This is a genomic window from Mucilaginibacter sediminis (assembly GCF_051903035.1).
GTDB lineage: Bacteria > Bacteroidota > Bacteroidia > Sphingobacteriales > Sphingobacteriaceae > Mucilaginibacter.
In genome coordinates this window covers 527,768-548,088 of the sequence record NZ_CP170602.1, presented here as the reverse complement: position 1 = coordinate 548,088, position 20,321 = coordinate 527,768, and the positions used below count along the sequence as shown (strand labels likewise).

The following is a 20,321-nucleotide window of genomic DNA, read 5'->3' as shown; positions in this document are numbered from 1 at the left end:
TTTGAAGTATAAGCAAACAAGCATTACCCTATATAACCTATGCCTCAATTTATATCCAAACTACAACATAACACTTACGAAAAGGGCGAATTTTCTGACGAGCAGCCAAGAAATTTAGATGAAACCATTCAACTAATAAAAGACTTTCCCTGGGATTTGGAGCGCCCCTTAACTGACATTCAATTAACCGGCCCATCGGTTACTATACAAGACGATGGTATTAACTATTTAAAACTGGGACTTTATTTCGGTGGTAAATTTTGTGTTTATTACCTTGACAAGAATAATCATTTGTATGATTACCACGCTGCTGATATCGAGGCTGTAGAAAAGCTTGTTGCCGATTTCTTCAATCAAATGTTTGATCTCCGCGTTTTTGAAAAGTACTTTTTTAATATTGGCAACCAACCTCACTTTGTCACCAATAAGTTTGAATATCACGTAAAAGTCGGAAAAATAGTGGCACTTTCACTATCCTTATTAGCATATACTGCAGTTTTCTCTTTGCTGTTCTTAAAAATAACGGAGGGGCGTTGGCTCGAGGTTTTTCCAATACTAATGATGGTAATATCAATAGCTGCAATTTCATATTTTGTAGCCACAAATTTAAAGGGGCGTCATCAATACATTCAGATCTCTAAGGGGAACAATAAATTTTCGTATGGTGTTGATGAACAACATATTATTGTTTACGATAAAACTGATATAAGAGTAATTTTATATAACCAAAATAGCCGCAACCGTAGCGGCATACTCGATAAATGTGAAATAGTATTTAACAACGGCGAGACAATTACTCTGTCGGGAGCGCTGCTGTCTGGAGATGTATTTTTTAATAAGTTTGATGAAAAATTAGGCATTCCTGTTATTTACACCCATCGCGGAGTCTTTAAAAACAAGTTGAATCAATTTTGACAATATAAAATTTGGTTCACCTACTTTTTTTATCAAAAAATAAAATTTTCTATTGACAGAATCATTTTTTACCGTACATTTACAACGTAATAAAAAACAAATGAAATTTAACAGTGCATATTTTTATGGTTACTACTTTTACTTTACCAGTAAGAGCCGGGACTAATATGTACTAAACACACATAAAAATTTAAAAAGTCCCGGCACAAAATGCCGGGACTTTTTGCATTAACAGGGGTCATGAAAATAGAAAAACCAAGAGTTGCCATCCAGGGGATCCGCGCCTCCTTCCACGAAGAAGCCGGCCTGCGTTATTTTGGCGAAAACGCTCAGATGATTGAGTGCAACTCTTTTAAACAAACTTTTGAAAGTTTAAAAAAACGCGAGGCCGATTATGTGGTAATGGCTATTGAAAACAGCATTGCCGGCAGCATATTGCCCAACTACACCTTACTGTTAGATTATGGCTTCCCTGTTGTAGGCGAAATTTACCTGCCCATTCAATTACACCTGATGGCTTTGCCAGGTGTAAAGTTTGAGGATGTAAAATACGTAACCTCGCACCCTATTGCCCTGCGCCAATGTGTCGATTTTTTTGACGAGTACCCGCATCTTAAAATTGTGGAGAGCAGCGATACCGCAGCCTGTGCCAAACGCATCCGCGATGAACAATTAACGGATACAGTAGCTATCGCCAATTCATTGGCTGCAACACTGTATGGACTGGATGTTTTAGAACGCCGCATCGAATCAAACAAAAGGAACTTTACCCGCTTTTTAATCCTCACCCATCATGAAAACATGGATAAAAAGACGGCCAATAAAGCGTCGCTTTGTTTCCAGGTGAGCAATAAGGTTGGGGCTTTGGCCAAAGTGCTTAATATTTTTGCCGAAGAGGGTTTAAACATGAGCAAAATTCAATCAATGCCCATACTTGGAAAGCGCAACGAATATAATTTTTATGTAGATGTGGAATGGGACGAGCAGAAACACTACGATAGCGCTATCCGGCAGATACTTAAATACACACAAAACTTTAACATACTTGGCGAATATGAAAGACACGATGACGAACCATCAGTAGCACCCAAACCCCAACGAATTGACCGCGGCAGGCGATATATCAACATTCGCCGCAACGTTTAAACAAAAAGAGATGATCCCGCAGATTATCAGATAAACAGGAAATCAAAAAATTAAAACATAAAACACCCCCGGTTTAAAAAACAAACAGCCGGAACAAATAACAAACACAATGAAACTAAATTTAAACATACAGCCGCTTCATACCTGGATTAAGACCGGTAAAGAACCATTGGTAATTGCTGGCCCCTGCAGCGCCGAAACTGAAGATCAGCTGGTAGCAACCGCTCATTTATTAGCCCAAACCGGTAAAATTTCTGCCTTACGTGCAGGTATCTGGAAACCACGTACCCGCCCGGGAGAGTTTGAAGGTATTGGCTCAATTGGTTTGGAGTGGTTAAAACGCGCCAAAGCCGAAACCGGCCTGCCAACCGCTATTGAAGTAGCTACCGGTAAACACGTTGAAGAAGCTTTAAAAGCAGGTGTTGATATCCTTTGGGTTGGTGCACGTTCAACAGTAAACCCTTTTACTGTACAGGAAATTGCTGATGCTTTGCGCGGTGTTGATGTACCGGTAATGGTTAAAAACCCGGTAAACCCCGATCTTTCTTTATGGATTGGCGCTTTAGAGCGTATCAACAACGCCGGTATCACTAAACTTGCTGCTATCCACCGCGGTTTTTCATCTTACGAAAAATCTGCTTTCCGTAACGAGCCAATGTGGGATATCGCTATTGCTTTAAAAACTTTAGCCCCTGAATTGCCTATCATTAACGATCCAAGCCACATATCAGGTAACCGCGACCTTATTGGTTACATTTCACAAAAAGCTTTGGATTTGGATATGCAAGGTTTAATGATCGAATCGCACATCGATCCAAGCGTAGCCTGGACAGATGCTAAACAACAGGTTACCCCTGCTGCACTTGCCGACATCATCGATCATTTGGCTTTACGTAAACCAGAAGTACGCAATGCCGAGGTTAACGATAAACTGCACGAATTGCGCAACCAGATTGATAAAATTGACGATTTAGTTATCCAGAAAATTGCCGAGCGTATGTTGATTGCCGATAAAATCGGTCAGCATAAAAAAGATAATGGCATTACTATTTTACAGGTTGGCCGTTGGGACGAAATCCTGCAAAAACGTACTAACTACGCTAAAGCATTAAAATTAGGCAGCGAATTTACCGAAAAATTACTGGAGCTTTTACACGCCGAATCTATCAGCAGGCAAACAGCCATCATGAACGCCAGCGAAGCAGGCCAGGCAGCAGAAAAACTAACACACGCGTAATTTTAAGTCAAAAGTTAAAAGTCAAAAGTCAAAAGTGGTTTAATCTATTGGCTTTTGACTTCAGACTATCGACTTAGAACTTAAGACTAACCAAACGATGCAAAACATCATCCTGAGTAAAAGTAATAAGTATATAAAAGGCACGGTTAACCTCACCGGTTCAAAAAGTGAATGTAACCGCGCCCTCATTATCGAAGCGCTGAGCAACGGTAAGGTTAAGGTAGATAATGTATCCGATTCCGCCGATTCTGTGTTGTTAGCAGGCATCTTGAGGTCGTCAGTTGGCTGTGGTCAGTTGGCAGTTAGCAGCGGGGAAGCACTCACTACTCACGATTCGCCACTCACCACTGTCGACATCGGCCCTGCCGGTACGGCGATGCGTTTTTTAACGGCTTATTATGCCATACAGGATTACGAGGTGATTTTAACCGGCAGCCAGCGCATGAAGGAAAGGCCGATAGGTGTTTTGGTTGATGCCTTGAGGCAATTGGGTGCCCATATAGGTTTTGAAGAGCAAGATGGCTACCCTCCTATTAAATTAAAAGGTGGTTTTGAGCAGCTAAGCCGTCAAATCAGTATCAAAGGTAACATCAGCAGTCAGTACATTACCGCACTTTTGCTAATTGCAGCCCGGTTGCCGCTTGGTTTGGAACTCCATATTGAAGGCGAACTAACGTCGCGCCCTTATGTAGAAATGACATTGGCTATGTTACAAACAGCCGGTATCCAGCACTCTTGGACTGATAATGTGATTACCATAGTCAACCAGGATTTTGCCACAACATCATTATACATTGAACCAGACTGGAGCGCGGCATCGTACTGGTATGCTATTGCCGCCCTGGCCGATGAAGCAGAAATATTCCTGACCGGTTTAACCGCTTACAGCCTGCAGGGCGACAGCGTGATAACCGAGATAATGGCCAACTTTGGTATCACATCTCAATTTAAAGATGGCGGTGTACATTTACTAAAAGAGGCCAAACCTTTAAGCCGCAAAATCTTCGACATGAAAGAATGCCCGGATTTGGCACAAACAGTAATTGTAGTATGCGCGGCATTAGGTCACGAAGCAACTTTCACCGGGTTAGAAACGCTGAAGATCAAAGAAACCGACAGGGTTTTAGCTTTACAAACCGAACTTGCCAAAATGGGCGTTAAACTCATTGAAAAAGGCCAGGTTTATAAACTGGATTGCAGCGAAAAGTTTATCCCGGAGCGTATGTTCATCAACACCTACCATGATCACCGTATGGCTATGGCTTTTGCACCATTGGCCCTTGTTGTTCCTCAACTGGAATTTGAAAACGGCCCGGTAGTCGACAAATCATATCCTGCATTTTGGGATGATCTGGAGAAGCAAGGGTTTGCAGTGGAAACGGTAGAAGGTTAAAGGCGAAAGGGAAAAAGGCGAATCCGGCGCCAAACTATGTCATTGCGAGGCACGAAGCAATCGCGAACTATGCAAGACAACCATGCAGATAACGAGATTGCCGTGCTACGCTCGCAATGACATAGTGAAATTTACAACCTTAAAAAAACAACAAAACGCCCGTCATTGCGAGGTACGAAGCAATCCCGAACAATGTGGGACTTAGCATGTAGGGGATTGCTTCGTACCTCGCAATGACGGTTTAATTAGAATTAAATTCTGACATTTGAGTTTTCTCAAATCTCATATCTAACATCTAAAACAATGGCAGGCAATTCATTCGGGCAAGTATTCAGGATAACCACTTTTGGCGAATCACATGGCGAGGCAATTGGGGTAATAATAGATGGCTGCCCGGCACAATTGGTAGTTGATACCGATTATATACAAGGCGAGCTGGATAAACGCAAACCAGGTCAGTCGAAGATTACCACACAACGTAAAGAGGCAGATACGGTACGGATTTTATCCGGCGTATTTGAAGGTAAAACCACGGGCACGCCCATTGCTATGCTGATCCCGAATGAAGATCAGCGATCAAAGGATTATACCCATAATGTTGATGTGTTCCGTCCCTCCCACGCCGATTATACTTACCAAACCAAATATGGCATTCGCGACCACCGTGGCGGTGGCCGTTCCTCGGCCCGCGAAACCGCAGCGCGTGTTGCTGCGGGTGCTCTGGCCAAGCTATTGCTCAAAACCCAGGGCATCGAGATTGCAGCCCATGTAAGCAGTGTTGGCAAAATAGATGCACCAAACGTTGAAATTAAAAACGTTCAGGAATTTATTGATGAGCGCGAGAAAAACATCGTGCGATGTGCCGACCCGGCAACAGCAGAAGAAATGATAGAATTTATTGACAGCGTGCGCAAAGACGGAGATACCGTTGGCGGCAAAGTGAGCTGTTACATAAAAAATTGCCCTGTAGGTTTAGGCGACCCTGTATTTGACAAACTACATGCCGATTTAGGTAAAGCCATGCTAAGCATCAACGCCGTACACGGCTTTGAATTTGGATCGGGCTTTGCCGGCAGCGAAATGCGGGGATCTGAGCATAACGATATTTTTGTAAAGTCGCATTTAGGCGATATAACAACTATTACCAATTATTCGGGCGGTATCCAGGGCGGCATCAGCAATGGAATGCCTATCGAATTTAAAGTAGCCTTTAAACCGGTTGCCACCATCATGAAAAACCAGGCCACTATTGATAGCGAAGGTAACGCTGCCGAAATATCGGGCAAAGGCCGCCATGACCCTTGCGTGGTGCCACGCGCGGTACCCATTGTTGAGGCGATGGCCGCATTGGTTTTGGCCGATCATTGGTTGCGTAACCGCAATTCGAGGTTAAGCTAAAAGCCGAAGACCTAAGGCAGAAAGCTTTTATTCCTTTGGGCCTTGGGCTTTCTGCTTTTAGCCTTAAAAGCTATCTTTGTTTAACCATGCTAACTCCTGTTATCCAATCCTACAAAAACGCTTATTACGGACTATCTAAAAACAGCTGGTACCTGAGCCTGGTAATGCTTATTAACCGGAGCGGTACTATGGTGGTTCCGTTTATGAGCGTTTATACCATCCAAAAACTGCACTTTACGGTAATCCAGTCGGGTTGGGTAATGGCATTTTTTGGCATTGGTGCGTTTGGGGGAGCGTTTTTAGGCGGGAAGCTAACCGATAAAATAGGTTTTTATGATGTGCAGGTTGGGGCCTTGCTTTTAGGTGGCATCCAGTTTATCATTTTAGGCTATCAGCATTCCTTTATCAGTATCAGCATTCTTACGTTTGTACTCAGCATTTGTAATGAATCTTTCAGGCCGGCAAACTCGGCGGCAATTGCGCATTATGCTGATGAGACCACCAGAACACGATCCTATTCGTTAAACCGACTGGCTGTTAACCTTGGTTGGGCGGTTGGAGGTGGTTTAGGCGGATTTTTAGCTTCAATTAATTACCACTTGCTGTTTTGGGTTGACGGCTGCACCAATATTTTGGCTGCAATACTTTTGCTGAAACTGATGCCCCGCTCGCAAATCAGGAAATCAGTGAAGGATGTGTTGAAAGAAGCAAAATCGGCAGCGGCCCATACCGATGGTGTGTTTTTAATATTCATCATTTTAAACACACTTTTCTCTTGCTGCTTCTTTGAGTTTTTTATAACCCAACCGGTGTTTTATACTATACAATGGCACCTCGGCCCGCGTTTTATCGGTTTTTTAATGGCCTTAAACGGAATTTTGATTGTAGCTGTCGAAATGGTACTTGTTCATAAACTTGATGGCAAAAGGCACCCTTTAACTTATATCAGCGCTGGGGTGCTGTTAACGGGCATTACATTTGTTTTTTTGAACATACTCCCGCATAACGCCTGGATAGCCGTTTTGATAGTAGTAATGATAACTTTTGGCGAAATCATCGCCATGCCATTCATGAACTCGTTTTGGGTAAGCCGAACCAACAATAGTAACCGGGGCTCCTATGCCGCTATTTATGGCATGTCGTGGTCGGCTGCACAAATTATTGCTCCTGCAGTTGGTGCCCGGATTATTACGGCAGGTGGCTTTGATAGCTTGTGGTGGGTATTTGCCGGTACCTGTTTATTTGTGTCAACCGGGTATCATATCCTTAAAAAACTCATTAAGAAAAACGAACCAATTGCGGTAACTCGTGTTGACAATATATTATGAAAAAAGCCATCATTTTAGACCTGGATAACACCATTTACCCGGTTAGTTCAATTTCTGAAAATCTTTTTAGCGTGGTGTTTGAATTTGTAGACAGCCTGGCCGAAGAAATTGGTACCCAAGAAATAGAGAAGGTGAAGGCAGAAATGCAGCGCCGACCTTACCAGCAGGTTGCCGAAAAATTCAACTTTAGCGAGGCGGCGAAAAATAAGGGCCTTGATTTGCTTAAAGACCTTGAGTATGCGCTGCCGATGCAGCCCTACGAGGAGTATAAATATATCAGCGCAACCCCGATAGATAAGTACCTGGTAACAACGGGCTTTACCAAACTGCAATGGAGTAAAATAAGGTTGTTAGGCATCGAGGGAGATTTTAAAGCGATTCATATTGTCGATCCGCAGGTATCGCCCGAAACTAAAAAGGATATCTTCACGATGATTATGAACAACAATAACTATCAGCCGGAAGAGCTGCTGGTCATCGGCGATGATCCTGAGTCTGAAATAAAGGCGGCGGGTTCATTGGGTATCGATACCTTTCTGTTTGACCCGGAAGACAGGCACACAGGTGCTGTTGTAACCCATTCGTCAAAAAGCCTTAAGGATGCGTTAGCTATATTTATGTAAACCGAGGCTGCCGTTTTAAGCCATAAGTACTTGTTGTGTCTTAAATCTGAATTTGTTATTGAAAATGTAACTATGCACCTCTCCCAGAAAATCGGCTCAAAGTTTATTCCATAAAAAAAGGCGCCTCCAAAAAGGCACCTTAATTTTCTCTTCTCTCTGTCGGCACTCACTTAATTAAATAGTTCGCTACGGCAATAAAGCAAATGATCATTAAGATCACGCCCTGAAGCTTTTGTTCTAACGTTAATTGGCTTATCATTTTAAATTAATTAGGGTAAAGCAAATTTATATTGTAAACCGAATGTTACAAGAGGTATTTTCATTTTTACGTTTATTTTAATAAATAGTTATAAAACTTTTAGAATCGTCAACTGCACATTTATTCTTTAAAAAAATAGCAATAAATTAGTTTTAACATTGAAATAGTGTTAGCGTAACACTACGTTAAACTGTCGTTTTTTGGCTATAAAAATGTTTTTTTACGCGTTTTTTTGTTCATTTTAAATAAACGCAAATTTTATATTATAAAACGCTGAATCGGGCCAGTGAAACTACATCATATCAAAGTGTTAGTTTTGTTTAAGTATTTGACTTTTTTTCTCAACCGGTTAGATATTTATTTTCATAAACACTTGCAATAAATGTATCATCCCCGTTACATTTATTGCAGATTATAAACCAAAATAAAATGCCAAAGCACATCATGATTGTATACCTTTTAGTGGCCTGCACCATTGCAGGTATATTGCTCAATTCGCGTATTAAGCAATGGCTTAATAAAAAGGGGTAGCCCTTAAATTGGCCCGATGAGTGTCGGCTAATACGCCTACATTAACCTAAAAGTAAAAGCCTGTTGTTTATTCAACGGGCTTTTATGTTGGCGGTATTTGGTCACGTTAAAAATACGTCTCTTATGCCTACATAAATTTACACTTTATATAAAATATATAAAATTCTTATTATCAATATAAATTAACCAATAATTAACAAGAATAAAAGGGTAATTATGAGTATTGCAATAACTATTCGGGTTATTATAGTAACACCAAACCCAACCTCAATCGCCAATTATGATAATTATAAAAAAGATCCTGAAAATATTTTTAGGAACTGTATTGGGCCTTGTAGTATTTGTAGCGCTTTTCCTGCCGGCGGCTTTTTTACTTTCGATATGGACTGTAAAAAGAATCCGGCACTTCGGCCGACGTGGCCATATATATCCTTACCAATGGCGACCACACCGACATTGTAGTTCCCGTAAAAAGTCAGGTTACAGATTGGAGCAAAGAGATGCCGTATCAAAATACAACGGGCCGCGATACCACGGCAAAATACCTGGCAGTTGGCTGGGGCGATAAGGGGTTTTACCTCAACACTCCTACCTGGTCGCAATTAAAGTTTAGTACGGCGTTTAGGGCGGCCTTCGCTTTAAGTACTTCGGCCATTCATGCTACTTACTACCGGGCAATGCCGGAGAATAACAATTGTAAAAAAATCATGATCAGCAATGATCAGTACAAAAGGCTGATAGCTTTTATTAACGACAGTTTTAAACGAGACAGTGCCGGAAATGTCATCAACATAAAAACAAATGCCAACTACGGCACCAGCGACGCGTTTTACGAAGCCAACCGCAAATACAATATGTTTTATACCTGCAATACCTGGGCCAATAACGCCCTTAAAGCCTGCGGCCAAACCGCCTGCATGTGGACGCCTTTTGACAGGGGAATATTTTATCATTACAGGTAGTTCATTGGTTCATTGGTTCATTGATTCATTGGTTCATTGGTTCATTGGTTCATTGGAACGCGGGCATGGCAGACAAATAGCTTCTTGGCTGAATACCTCCTATCTATCTGGCAATCCCACCAGAAAAGACCAATGAACTAATGAACAAGTGAACCAAAAAAGTCTTGATACTTGATACTTACTACTTGATACTAAATTATTGCCCTACCCTGACCTAACCCCTATATCAATATAAAACACAAAAGCGTATCTTTGCGCCCATTATGAGTAAGCATGGCAGGATCTTAGTGGCAATGAGCGGTGGCGTTGATAGTTCGGTAGCAGCAGTTATGTTGCATGAGCAGGGCTATGAAGTTATTGGGCTCACCATGAAAACCTGGGACTATGCATCATCGGGCGGAAGCTCGAAAGAAACGGGATGCTGCAGCCTTGATAGTATTAACGATGCGCGTGCTTTGGCCGTTGGCTATGGTTTTCCTCATTATATCCTGGACATCCGCAATGAGTTTGGCGATTTCGTTATTGATAACTTTGTTGACGAGTACCTGGCCGGCCGCACCCCTAACCCCTGTGTGTTATGTAATACCCACATTAAATGGGAAGCTTTATTAAAACGCGCCGATAAACTGGATTGCGAATTTATAGCTACAGGACATTATGCCAATATCCGTTTACAGGATAATGGCCGTTACGTAATTTCAAAAGGTAAAGACGAAAATAAAGATCAGTCGTACGTGCTTTGGGGAGTATCTCAAAAAAACCTGGCACGTACCAAATTCCCCTTAGGCAGTTTTTCGAAGCCCGAAATCAGGCAAATGGCTATGGATATGGGGCAGATTGAGCTTGCCGGTAAAAGTGAAAGCTACGAGATTTGCTTTGTGCCCGATAACGACTACAGATCGTTTTTAAGGCATAAAGTTGAAGATCTGGAAGAACGTGTTGCCGGCGGCAACTTTGTACTTACCAATGGCACCGTAGTGGGCAAACACCAGGGTTATCCCTTTTATACCATTGGGCAGCGTAAGGGATTAGGCATTGCGCTGGGGCAACCTATGTTTGTAACCAGTATTGATCCTAACACCAATACCGTAGTATTAGGCACTGCCGATGAATTGGAACGCAAACAGGCCTGGGTTAAAAACCTAAACCTGGTTAAATACGCCAGCATTACCGAACCTATCGAAGCTATTACCAAAATTCGTTATAAAGATGCCGGTACCACCAGCAGCATTGTACAAATGGGCGAGCACATGAAGGTTGATTTTCACCATAATGTATCCGGTATCGCGCCCGGGCAGTCGGCCGTTTTTTATGAAGGCAACGACCTTTTGGGCGGCGGATTTTTAATGTAGTTTCATTTTGAGGGTCAAATAGTGTAAAATCGACGGTGTTTAGCCGGGTACATAACAGGGTCAAAACATCAAAAAAACAGCCTTTAAAATCGTCGTTGAAACGATACTACATTCTTTCAAAATTGAGGCATTCGTACAATCTTCACAGCTAATATTCCAACGTTTTTAGCAAAACTAATTGGCGTTTCGCTTTCTTTATGTTTTATTTGCAAAAAATAACTGCTTAAATGGCCAAAAATTTACTGATAGTTGAATCTCCGGCGAAAGCCAAAACCATCGAGGGTTACCTTGGGAAAGACTTTATTGTAAAGTCGAGCTACGGGCATATCCGCGATTTGGTAAAGTCTGAAGATGCGATAGATATAGGTAACAACTTCGCTCAAAAATATGAGGTTCCTGCCGATAAAAAACAGGTAGTGAGCGAGTTGAAGAAATTAGCTAAAGAAGCAGAAATGGTTTGGCTGGCATCGGATGAGGACCGCGAGGGAGAAGCCATATCATGGCACTTATTTGATACGTTAGGATTGAAAGATGCTACCACCAAACGCATCGTTTTTCACGAAATAACCAAACCAGCCATTTTAAAGGCAATTGATACGCCGCGTAAAATTGACTACAATTTGGTAAATGCACAGCAGGCACGCCGTGTATTAGACAGGCTGGTGGGTTTTGAACTTTCGCCTGTTTTGTGGAAAAAGGTTAAGCCATCGCTATCTGCAGGCCGTGTACAATCAGTGGCAGTGCGATTGATTGTTGACAGGGAACGCGAAGTAAATAAATTTACAGCCGAAGCTGCTTTCAAAATAGTGGCCATATTTGGTAAGGGCAAAGATGCTTTTAAAGCCGAGCTGGCCGAACGTTATGCCAAACCTGAAGATGCCGAGAAATTTTTACAGGATTGTATCGGTGCCGATTTTGACGTACGCTCGCTGGAAACCAAACCGGCCAAACGCTCACCTGCTGCACCGTTTACCACATCTACCCTACAACAGGAAGCCAGCAGGAAACTGGGCTACTCGGTAGCCCGCACCATGCAGGTAGCCCAACGTTTGTACGAGGCTGGATATATTACCTATATGCGTACCGACTCGGTAAACTTATCGGATACCGCGTTAAATGCCGCACAAAGTGAAATTATATCGGCTTATGGCGAAAAATACCATCAGCTAAGAAAATATAAAACCAAAAATGCAAGCGCGCAGGAAGCTCACGAAGCTATCAGGCCAACCTATTTCAACAACCATACTATCAATGGCGAATCGAACGAGAAACGCCTTTATGAACTGATCTGGAAACGTGCCATAGCCTCACAAATGAGTGAAGCGCAATTTGAGAAAACCACCGCAAAAATCAGTATATCAACCCGTAAAGAGGATTTAACAGCCAACGGCGAGGTGATGAAGTTTGATGGTTTCCTGAAAGTTTACCTTGAATCAAGCGACGACGAGGATGAACCGCAACAGGACGGCGAAAACGCGATGCTGCCACCTTTAACCCGTGGCCTGCGTTTGGCGCTACAGGAAATGTCGGCAACAGAACGCTTCTCGCGTCCGCCGGCAAGGTATACTGAGGCCAGCCTGGTGAAAAAGTTAGAGGAGTTGGGTATCGGCCGCCCATCTACCTACGCCCCTACCATATCTACCATCCAAAACCGTGGTTATGTGGTTAAGGAAGAGCGCGAAGGTAAAGTGCGCAATTTCAGGCTAATGGTGCTGAAAGATGGCCAGATTGTTAAAGAACAAAAAACGGAGAATACCGGTGCCGAGCGCGGCAAGTTATTCCCCACTGATATTGGCGCGGTTGTAAACGACTTTTTGGTACAATACTTTAAAGAAATTGTAGATTTTAACTTTACAGCCAGCGTTGAAAAGCAATTTGACGAGATAGCCCAGGGGTTAAAAGACTGGACCGCCATGCTGCACGATTTTTATAACCCGTTCCATAAAGGTGTGCAAAGCACTATTGAAACGGCTGATAAAGCAACCGGTGAACGTGAATTGGGTGTGCATCCTGAAAATGGCAAGAAAATATCTGTACGTATTGGCCGCTACGGCCCCTTTGTGCAGGTTGGCGAAAGTGCTACCGAGGAGAATGAAGAAAAGCCGTTATATGCCAGTTTAAGGACCGGCCAAAGCATTGAAACTATCACTATTGATGAAGCCCTGGAATTATTTAAGCTTCCTAAAGTTGTTGGAGAATATGAAGGTAAGGTAATGAAAGTGGCTATCGGCCGTTTCGGGCCGTACATTAGCCATAACAGCGCGTTCGTATCGTTGCCAAAGGATATCGATCCGCATGATGTTACCGAAGAAAAAGCGATTGAGCTGATTAACGAAAAACGTAAAAAAGATGCCGAGAGACTGATTAAAGCGTTTGAAGAAGACCCGGAAGTAAAAGTATTGAACGGCCGCTGGGGGCCCTATATTGAATTTGGCAAACTTAACGTTAAGATACCCAAGGATAAAGATCCCTTGACCTTAACTTATGAAGAGTGCAAGGCCCTGGCTGATGCCATGCCTAAGGACACCAAAAAAGGCCGCTTTGGTAAAACGGTAGCAGCCGCAAAACCTGCGGCCAAAAAAGCCCCCGCCAAGAAAAAAGCGCCGGCTAAGAAGAAGTAAGTAATTGGTTGATTGAGTTGGATTAAGTTGAATAAGTTAAATAGATTTTTCTCGGCCACAAACCACTTAACTCAATCAACCTAATCAACCGCTTAACTTATCAACAAAATGATCAAGGACCTCCCCGAAAATAACGTTAAAGATATTGCCATAGCGGTAGCGCTGGAGCGCGAAAGTGTGGAGAGCAAAATTTGGTACGTGTACCTCATCAACCTTAAAAATGAGCCTATCGAGAATGTCCTGATCACCTCGAAGGGGTACGGCGAAAAAAATGGCGAGCAGGTAAAAACTTCCGTTTTACGCCACATGATCCCGGTAGTTGACAGTAAAGGATACAAGCTTATCGAACCTATTGACGAGCAAACTTTCGGCCTTAATAATGAGTATTGGCTAAGCTATTACATCGGCGGTAACATTTATGATAAAAAGTTCATTTTCCTGCCTGAGAGCATCGTAGAGATGAATTTCATCAAACTTCCGGTACTGAATAAGCCTGGTGTTATGATATTGTAGTAGTGAGTGGTTGATTAAGTTAGATTTAGTTGATTGAGTTGGATTAAGTTGATTGAGTTAGTTGTAAATTAAGTTAGATATTTTTTTCTCTGCTACAAACTACTCACCCCAATCAACCTAATCAACCACTTAACTTAATCAACTTAATCCCACTCAATCAACCACTTAACCCTGTCAACCACCCACCACATAAATATTTCTCAATTAATTATTTGTTGTTATAAATTTTATACATTCATGGAATAAATAAACCTATTCCATGGAGAACGGATATACCAGGTTCCGCAAACGTAAAAGCCTAATTACATTCGGTTCGGCACTTGCAGTGCTATTAATCATCGCTTATCTTATTGTTAATGGCCAAAAGAAAAATGTGGTCGACCCTGCCTTTAGCAAGTACATTGAGTCGTACACAACAGGGGTAATTTCCAAAGCAAGCCCTATTACCATTCGCATGGCCAGCACAGTGCAAATTACCCATCAACAAAACGAAGAGGTTGATAACAACCTGTTTGATTTCTCACCATCGGTAAAAGGCAAAGCTTACTGGACAGATTCGCGCACCATTGAATTCCGGCCGGATAAAAAACTCGACCCTGATAAAACCTACAATGCCGAATTTAAACTGGGCAAATTGATTGATGTGCCTTCCAGATTTAACAGGTTTAAGTTTAACTTCCAGGTAGTTAAGCCCGATTTTAACGTTGCTTTTAACGGGCTGCAAACAGCTACCAGTACATCTACCGACGAGATGAAGATGGAAGGATCAGTACAAACGGCCGATACCGAGGACCCTGCCCTTATCGAAAAAGTAATTACTGTAAACTATATGCTACCTGTGAAGATTAGCTGGGAGCATAACATCGCCACAAAAACCCACACCTTCAAAATAACCGGTTTAAAACGTCAAAAAGGCGAAGTTGCGGCACTAACCATTAATTGGGACGGCAGCAGCATCAACGTTGATAAAAAAGGCGAGCAACATTTTGATGTACCGGCAATTGGCGATTTTAAAGTGCTGAACGTTCGTGCCGTACAGGATAATGACCAGTATGTACTGGTACAATTTTCAGATGCCATTATGGTTGGGCAGGAATTGGCAGGGCTAATCGGCATTAACAATGTAACCGATCCGGCATATGCCATTGAAGGCAGTACCGTAAAAATTTACGCTCCCGAAAGACTTGAAGGCGATTACAGTGTATTTGTAAATGAAGGGGTAGAAAACATATCGCATAAAAAAATCACCAAAACCTATACAGCCAATGTGTTTTTTGAGAACAGGCTGCCCGGCGTTACTATACCAGGCAAGGGCGTTATCCTCCCCGATTCGGGCAAGCTGATGATGCCTTTTGAGGCCGTTAACCTTAAAGCGGTTGATGTATCGGTAATTAAAATATATGAAAGTAATGTTCCGCAATATTTTCAAAACAATGATTTTAACGGCGGCCAAGAGCTACGGCAGGTAGGCAGGCCTATTTTACAAAAAACCATCAGGCTGGATAACGATAAAGGGCTTAACCTGAATAAGAAAAACCGCTTTATGCTTGATCTTGATCAGATGATCCGCACCGAACCGGGAGCAATTTACCGGGTTATCATCGGTTTCAGGCAGGAATACTCCTTATACAACTGCAGTGTACCTGGTGCAGGTAAAAAAAGCGGCGCCGATGATGACGAATATGGCGACGGCGATTATATTTATGGCGGTAACACCGGCAAGGTAGATGATGAGGATAACGACTTTTGGTCGAGATATGACAGCTATTATCCCGAAGGTTATGACTGGCAGGAGAAGGATAATGCCTGCACCCCATCCTACTACACCAAAACCCGCTGGGCTACCCGCAACATTATTGCATCAAACATTGGGCTGATTGCGAAACGGGGCAATAATAACAATATGCTTATTGCGGTTACCGATATTATGAATGCCAAACCGATGCAGGGCGTTGAACTGCAACTGCTGGATTACCAAAAGCAGGTGTTGCTCAAGACCACCTCGGGTAGCGATGGCCAGGCAAGTTTCGACTTAAAGCGTAAGCCTTATTTGCTGGTGGCCAAAAAAGGAAACCAACGTGGTTATTTAAAACTTGATGATGGTAATACCCTCCCGCTTACCCGTTTTAACGTTGGCGGCGACGAAGTACAAAGCGGATTGAAAGGTTTTATTTATGGCGAACGTGGCGTTTGGCGGCCAGGTGACAGCATATTCATTACCTTTATACTGGAAGATAAACTAAAGACCTTGCCGGCCGACCACCCGGTAGAGTTTGAACTGAAAGATCCCAACGATAAATTGTATAAACGGATTACAAACACTAAATCTGTTGATGGCTTTTACAGTTTCCATACCGCTACCGAAACCTCGTCGCCTACCGGTAACTGGACAGCTACCGTAAAAGTTGGCGGCGCTACCTTTGAAAAGAAAATAAAGGTTGAAACCATTATGCCTAACCGCTTAAAGTTGGGCCTAACCTTTGGCGGTGTCGAAGAATTAACCAAGGGCAATAATGCCAACGGCAAGTTAACCGCCCGCTGGCTGTTTGGCGGGGCGGCGCAAAATTTAAAGGCCAAGGTTGATGCCTTTTTATCGGCGCAAACAACCACGTTTAAAAATTATAAGGATTATGTTTTTGACGATCCTACGCTGGCTTTTAACATGCAAACGCAAACCGTTTTTGATGGCAAGCTGAGCGCCGAAGGCAATGCCGATGTGGATGCCAATATCAATATTGAAAAACAAGCCCCCGGGCAGCTAAAGGCCAACTTTTTGGTAAAAGTGTTTGAACCGGGAGGCAACTTCAGCGTTCAGCAGGTTAGTTTGCCATACAACGTTTACCCCGGTTATGTGGGTATCAAAACGCCTGAAGGCAGTGCCCTATCAGGGATGCTGGTTACCGATAAAGACCAGCAGATTGATATTGCCGATGTAGATGTAAACGGCAAGGCCCTTGCAGGTACCCGCAATGTGCAGCTGGAGTTGTATAAAATACAATGGCGCTGGTGGTGGGACGAAACCGGCAATGAAATGACCAACTTTACCCAGGGTAAATACAACAAGCTGATTAAAACCCAAAGTATTTCTTTGACAAATGGGCGTGGCAAATGGACGCTGCGTGTACCCAAAGCCGACTGGGGCCGGTACCTGATTAAGGTAAAAGATGAACAGACAGGCCATAGCACCGGTAAAATTATTTATGTAGACTGGCCAAATTGGTCGGAAAGGTTACAGCAAAGCAATCCTACCGAAGCAGCCATGCTTTCGTTTACATCTGATAAACAAGCCTATAATGTTGGCGAACAGGCCACATTAACCATCCCTACCGCGGCAGATGGCCGGGCATTGATCAGCTTTGAAAATGGCAGCAAGATTTTAAAAACCACCTGGATTGATACTAAAAAAGGCCAAACCCAATACAGCTTTACAGTTGAGCCGGATATGGCGCCCAATGTTTTTGTAAATGTCACCATGCTGCAGCACCATTCGCAAACCGTAAATGATTTGCCTATCCGCATGTACGGAGTGATACCGCTTATCGTTAACAACCCGGCCACAATATTAAAACCGGTGATCGCGATGCCCGATAAGATCAGGCCCGAAACCCAATCGGCCATTACAGTATCGGAAGCCACCGGCAAGGAGATGACCTACACCATTGCTATTGTTGATGAAGGCCTGCTGGATATTACCAGTTACAAACTCCCCGATCCGCACAATACATTTTACGCCAAGGAAGCGCTGGGTGTTAAAACCTGGGATTTGTTTGATTATGTAATTGGCGCGTATGGCGGCGGCCTTAACCGGATACTGAGCATAGGTGGCGATGGTAGCCTGGGCAACAACAGAAACGTATCTGTAAACCGGTTTAAGCCCGTTGTGAAATTTATGGGGCCGTTCCACCTCGGGGCAGGAGAAAAGCAAACCACGGGCTTTAAATTGCCGCAATACGTAGGCTCGGTTAAAGCCATGGTTGTTGCCGGGCACGATGGTGCTTATGGTATAGCCGAAAAAGCCGTTGTTGTTAAAAAGCCATTGATGATATTGGCTACATTGCCACGTGTATTGGGGCCATCAGAAAAGGTGCAGTTGCCGGTTACGGTTTTTGCCATGGAGCCTAACATTAAAACGGTTACGGTATCGGTACAAAGCAACGCCTTCAGTAACCTGGAAGGTAATAATACCCAAACCCTCACTTTTGCCAAAACCGGCGACCAGATGGTAACCTTCGATCTGAACGTTAAGGATTTTGTGGGCATAGGCAAGGTGAAAGTAATTGCCAAAAGCGGTTCAGAAACAGCGGCTTATGACGTTGAACTAAACGTGCGTAACCCTAACCCACCGGTTACCCGCATATTGGAGAAAGAGCTTGCTACCGGCGAAGCCTGGAACATAGCTTACCAGGCCGTAGGCATCAGCGGTACCAATAAAAATACGCTGGAGATAGCATCCATCCCACCCCTTAATTTGGGCAAACGTTTGGATTACCTGATTGATTATCCGCACGGATGTGTGGAGCAAACCACCTCGGCTGCATTCCCGCAACTGTATTTAGGGCAATTGCTCGACCTTTCGCCAAGGCAAAAAGCCGAATCTGAACGGAATATTAAGGCTACCATAGCAAGGCTAAACGGTTTCCAGGTTCCTGGCGGCGGCTTAAGCTACTGGCCCGATGGCGGTAGTGCTGATGAATGGGGAACCAATTACGCGGGACACTTTATGCTGGCCGCGCAAGCTAAAGGCTATAGTATGCCGTTGGGCTTTATGGAACAATGGAAAAAATTCCAGAAACAGAAGGCGTTAAGCTGGTCGCCGGATAGCCACAGTTTTTATGGCGACGACCTGAACCAGGCCTACCGCCTGTACCTGCTGGCCCTTGCCCGTTCGCCCGAGCTGGGTGCCATGAACCGCCTGCGCGAGTTTAAGTACATCAGCATCGAAGCCAAATGGCGGCTTGCAGCAGCCTATAAGCTGGCGGGGCAGCCCGAGATAGGTTCACGGATGATTGCAGGCTTGCCAACCGTTATTAAGCCTTATTACACCATGTTTGGCACCTATGGGTCTGACTTAAGGGATGAGGCCATGATACTGGAAACATTAACCTTGCTTGGCCAGCAGACGCGCGCCGCGGCACAGTTACGAACAGTAGCTGCAAAGTTATCGCAGGATGACTGGTATAGTACGCAAACAACAGCCTACTCGCTGATAGCTATTGCGCAATATTGCGGGCAAAACAAATCGTCAGGTAAAATGACATTCAGTTTCCAGGGTGGCGCTGTTAACTCGCAATCGTATATCTGGCAAAGCGTTTTAGCTGCGGGTGGCGGTAAAGTAAGCCTTAAAAACAATGGCGGCAACAAGCTGTATGTAAGGTTAATACAAAAAGGACAACCATCATCGGGGCTTGATGTAAAAACCTTTATCGACCCGAGGATATTGCAGATGCGCGTAGGTTACTTTACGTTATCCGGTAAGCAGATAGACCCATCATCATTAAGGCAGGGTACCGATTTTGTGGCCCAGGTAAACATCAAAAACCCGGGCAAACGCGGCCGGTATGATAATTTGGCGCTAACCCAGATCTTCCCTTCGGGCTGGGAAATTTTGAACAGCCGGATGATGAATAACGATGAGGCCTTTAAATCATCACCATCCGATTACCGCGATATTCGTGACGACCGGGTGAATACTTATTTTAGCCTGCCGGAAGGCCGCGAGGTTACCTACTACGTAATGCTGAATGCAGCCTACGCGGGGCACTATTACCTGCCTGCCGTTTATTGCGAGGCGATGTACAACAGCTCGATAAACAGTTTAATTAAAGGACAGTGGGTTGATGTGACGAAGTAGAACAAGGTCAGCAGGTGTTTTTTTACATGGGTTATTTCAGTGTTATGTTATTTCAGACCGGAATTAACCCATGTTTTAATCCGAAATGGACTGCGGTTGATCGTATTTTCATTAGGAGAAAATATCGGCTTTGATGGTCTTCTGCAAATTCCGATTGAGGATATTCAACACTTGAGATACCCTACCCCCCCC

At 43.6% G+C, this 20,321-nt stretch carries 12 protein-coding genes; all 12 read left to right on the top strand.

Annotated features, from left to right (window positions below; translation table 11 throughout):
- Nucleotides 1-39 precede the first annotated feature (39 nt).
- On the top strand, nucleotides 40-915 hold the full coding sequence (locus ACFGVS_RS01980) for a hypothetical protein (protein ID WP_439697238.1): 876 nt from the start codon (nucleotides 40-42) through the stop codon (nucleotides 913-915).
- Nucleotides 916-1,155: 240 nt separating this feature from the next.
- A complete protein-coding gene (locus ACFGVS_RS01975) occupies nucleotides 1,156-2,061 on the top strand; it encodes a prephenate dehydratase (RefSeq protein ID WP_090650068.1) in 906 nt (301 codons plus the stop codon).
- Nucleotides 2,062-2,170: 109 nt separating this feature from the next.
- Nucleotides 2,171-3,298 (top strand): chorismate mutase, encoded by a 1,128-nt coding sequence (locus ACFGVS_RS01970; protein ID WP_090650066.1) that lies wholly within the window; start codon nucleotides 2,171-2,173, stop codon nucleotides 3,296-3,298.
- A gap of 97 nt (nucleotides 3,299-3,395) precedes the next feature.
- The gene (gene aroA, locus ACFGVS_RS01965) at nucleotides 3,396-4,691 is read left to right on the top strand and encodes a 3-phosphoshikimate 1-carboxyvinyltransferase (protein WP_439697237.1); all 1,296 of its coding nucleotides are present in this window, start codon (nucleotides 3,396-3,398) and stop codon (nucleotides 4,689-4,691) included.
- A gap of 303 nt (nucleotides 4,692-4,994) precedes the next feature.
- Nucleotides 4,995-6,089: a chorismate synthase gene (aroC, locus tag ACFGVS_RS01960; RefSeq protein WP_274213297.1), complete on the top strand. Its 1,095-nt coding sequence runs from the start codon at nucleotides 4,995-4,997 to the stop codon at nucleotides 6,087-6,089.
- An 86-nt stretch (nucleotides 6,090-6,175) separates the two neighbouring features.
- The gene (locus ACFGVS_RS01955; RefSeq protein WP_439697236.1) at nucleotides 6,176-7,417 is read left to right on the top strand and encodes an MFS transporter; all 1,242 of its coding nucleotides are present in this window, start codon (nucleotides 6,176-6,178) and stop codon (nucleotides 7,415-7,417) included.
- Nucleotides 7,414-8,040: an HAD family hydrolase gene (locus ACFGVS_RS01950; protein ID WP_274213294.1), complete on the top strand. Its 627-nt coding sequence runs from the start codon at nucleotides 7,414-7,416 to the stop codon at nucleotides 8,038-8,040. The genes ACFGVS_RS01955 and ACFGVS_RS01950 overlap by 4 nt, the downstream gene beginning before the upstream one ends.
- 1,206 nt (nucleotides 8,041-9,246) lie before the next feature.
- Nucleotides 9,247-9,792 carry a TIGR02117 family protein gene (locus ACFGVS_RS01945; RefSeq protein WP_274213293.1) on the top strand — a complete coding sequence of 182 codons (546 nt, stop codon included), beginning with the start codon at nucleotides 9,247-9,249 and terminating at the stop codon, nucleotides 9,790-9,792.
- 263 nt (nucleotides 9,793-10,055) lie between these two features.
- Complete coding sequence (gene mnmA, locus ACFGVS_RS01940; RefSeq protein ID WP_439697235.1) at nucleotides 10,056-11,144, top strand: tRNA 2-thiouridine(34) synthase MnmA; 1,089 nt, start codon at nucleotides 10,056-10,058, stop codon at nucleotides 11,142-11,144.
- Between the two features lie 227 nt (nucleotides 11,145-11,371).
- A complete protein-coding gene (gene topA / locus ACFGVS_RS01935) occupies nucleotides 11,372-13,765 on the top strand; it encodes a type I DNA topoisomerase (RefSeq protein WP_274213292.1) in 2,394 nt (797 codons plus the stop codon).
- A 108-nt stretch (nucleotides 13,766-13,873) separates the two neighbouring features.
- Nucleotides 13,874-14,278, top strand: coding sequence for a hypothetical protein (locus ACFGVS_RS01930; protein WP_274213291.1), 405 nt, complete (start codon nucleotides 13,874-13,876; stop codon nucleotides 14,276-14,278).
- A 259-nt stretch (nucleotides 14,279-14,537) separates the two neighbouring features.
- Nucleotides 14,538-20,129, top strand: coding sequence for an alpha-2-macroglobulin family protein (locus ACFGVS_RS01925; protein ID WP_439697234.1), 5,592 nt, complete (start codon nucleotides 14,538-14,540; stop codon nucleotides 20,127-20,129).
- Nucleotides 20,130-20,321: the final 192 nt, after the last annotated feature.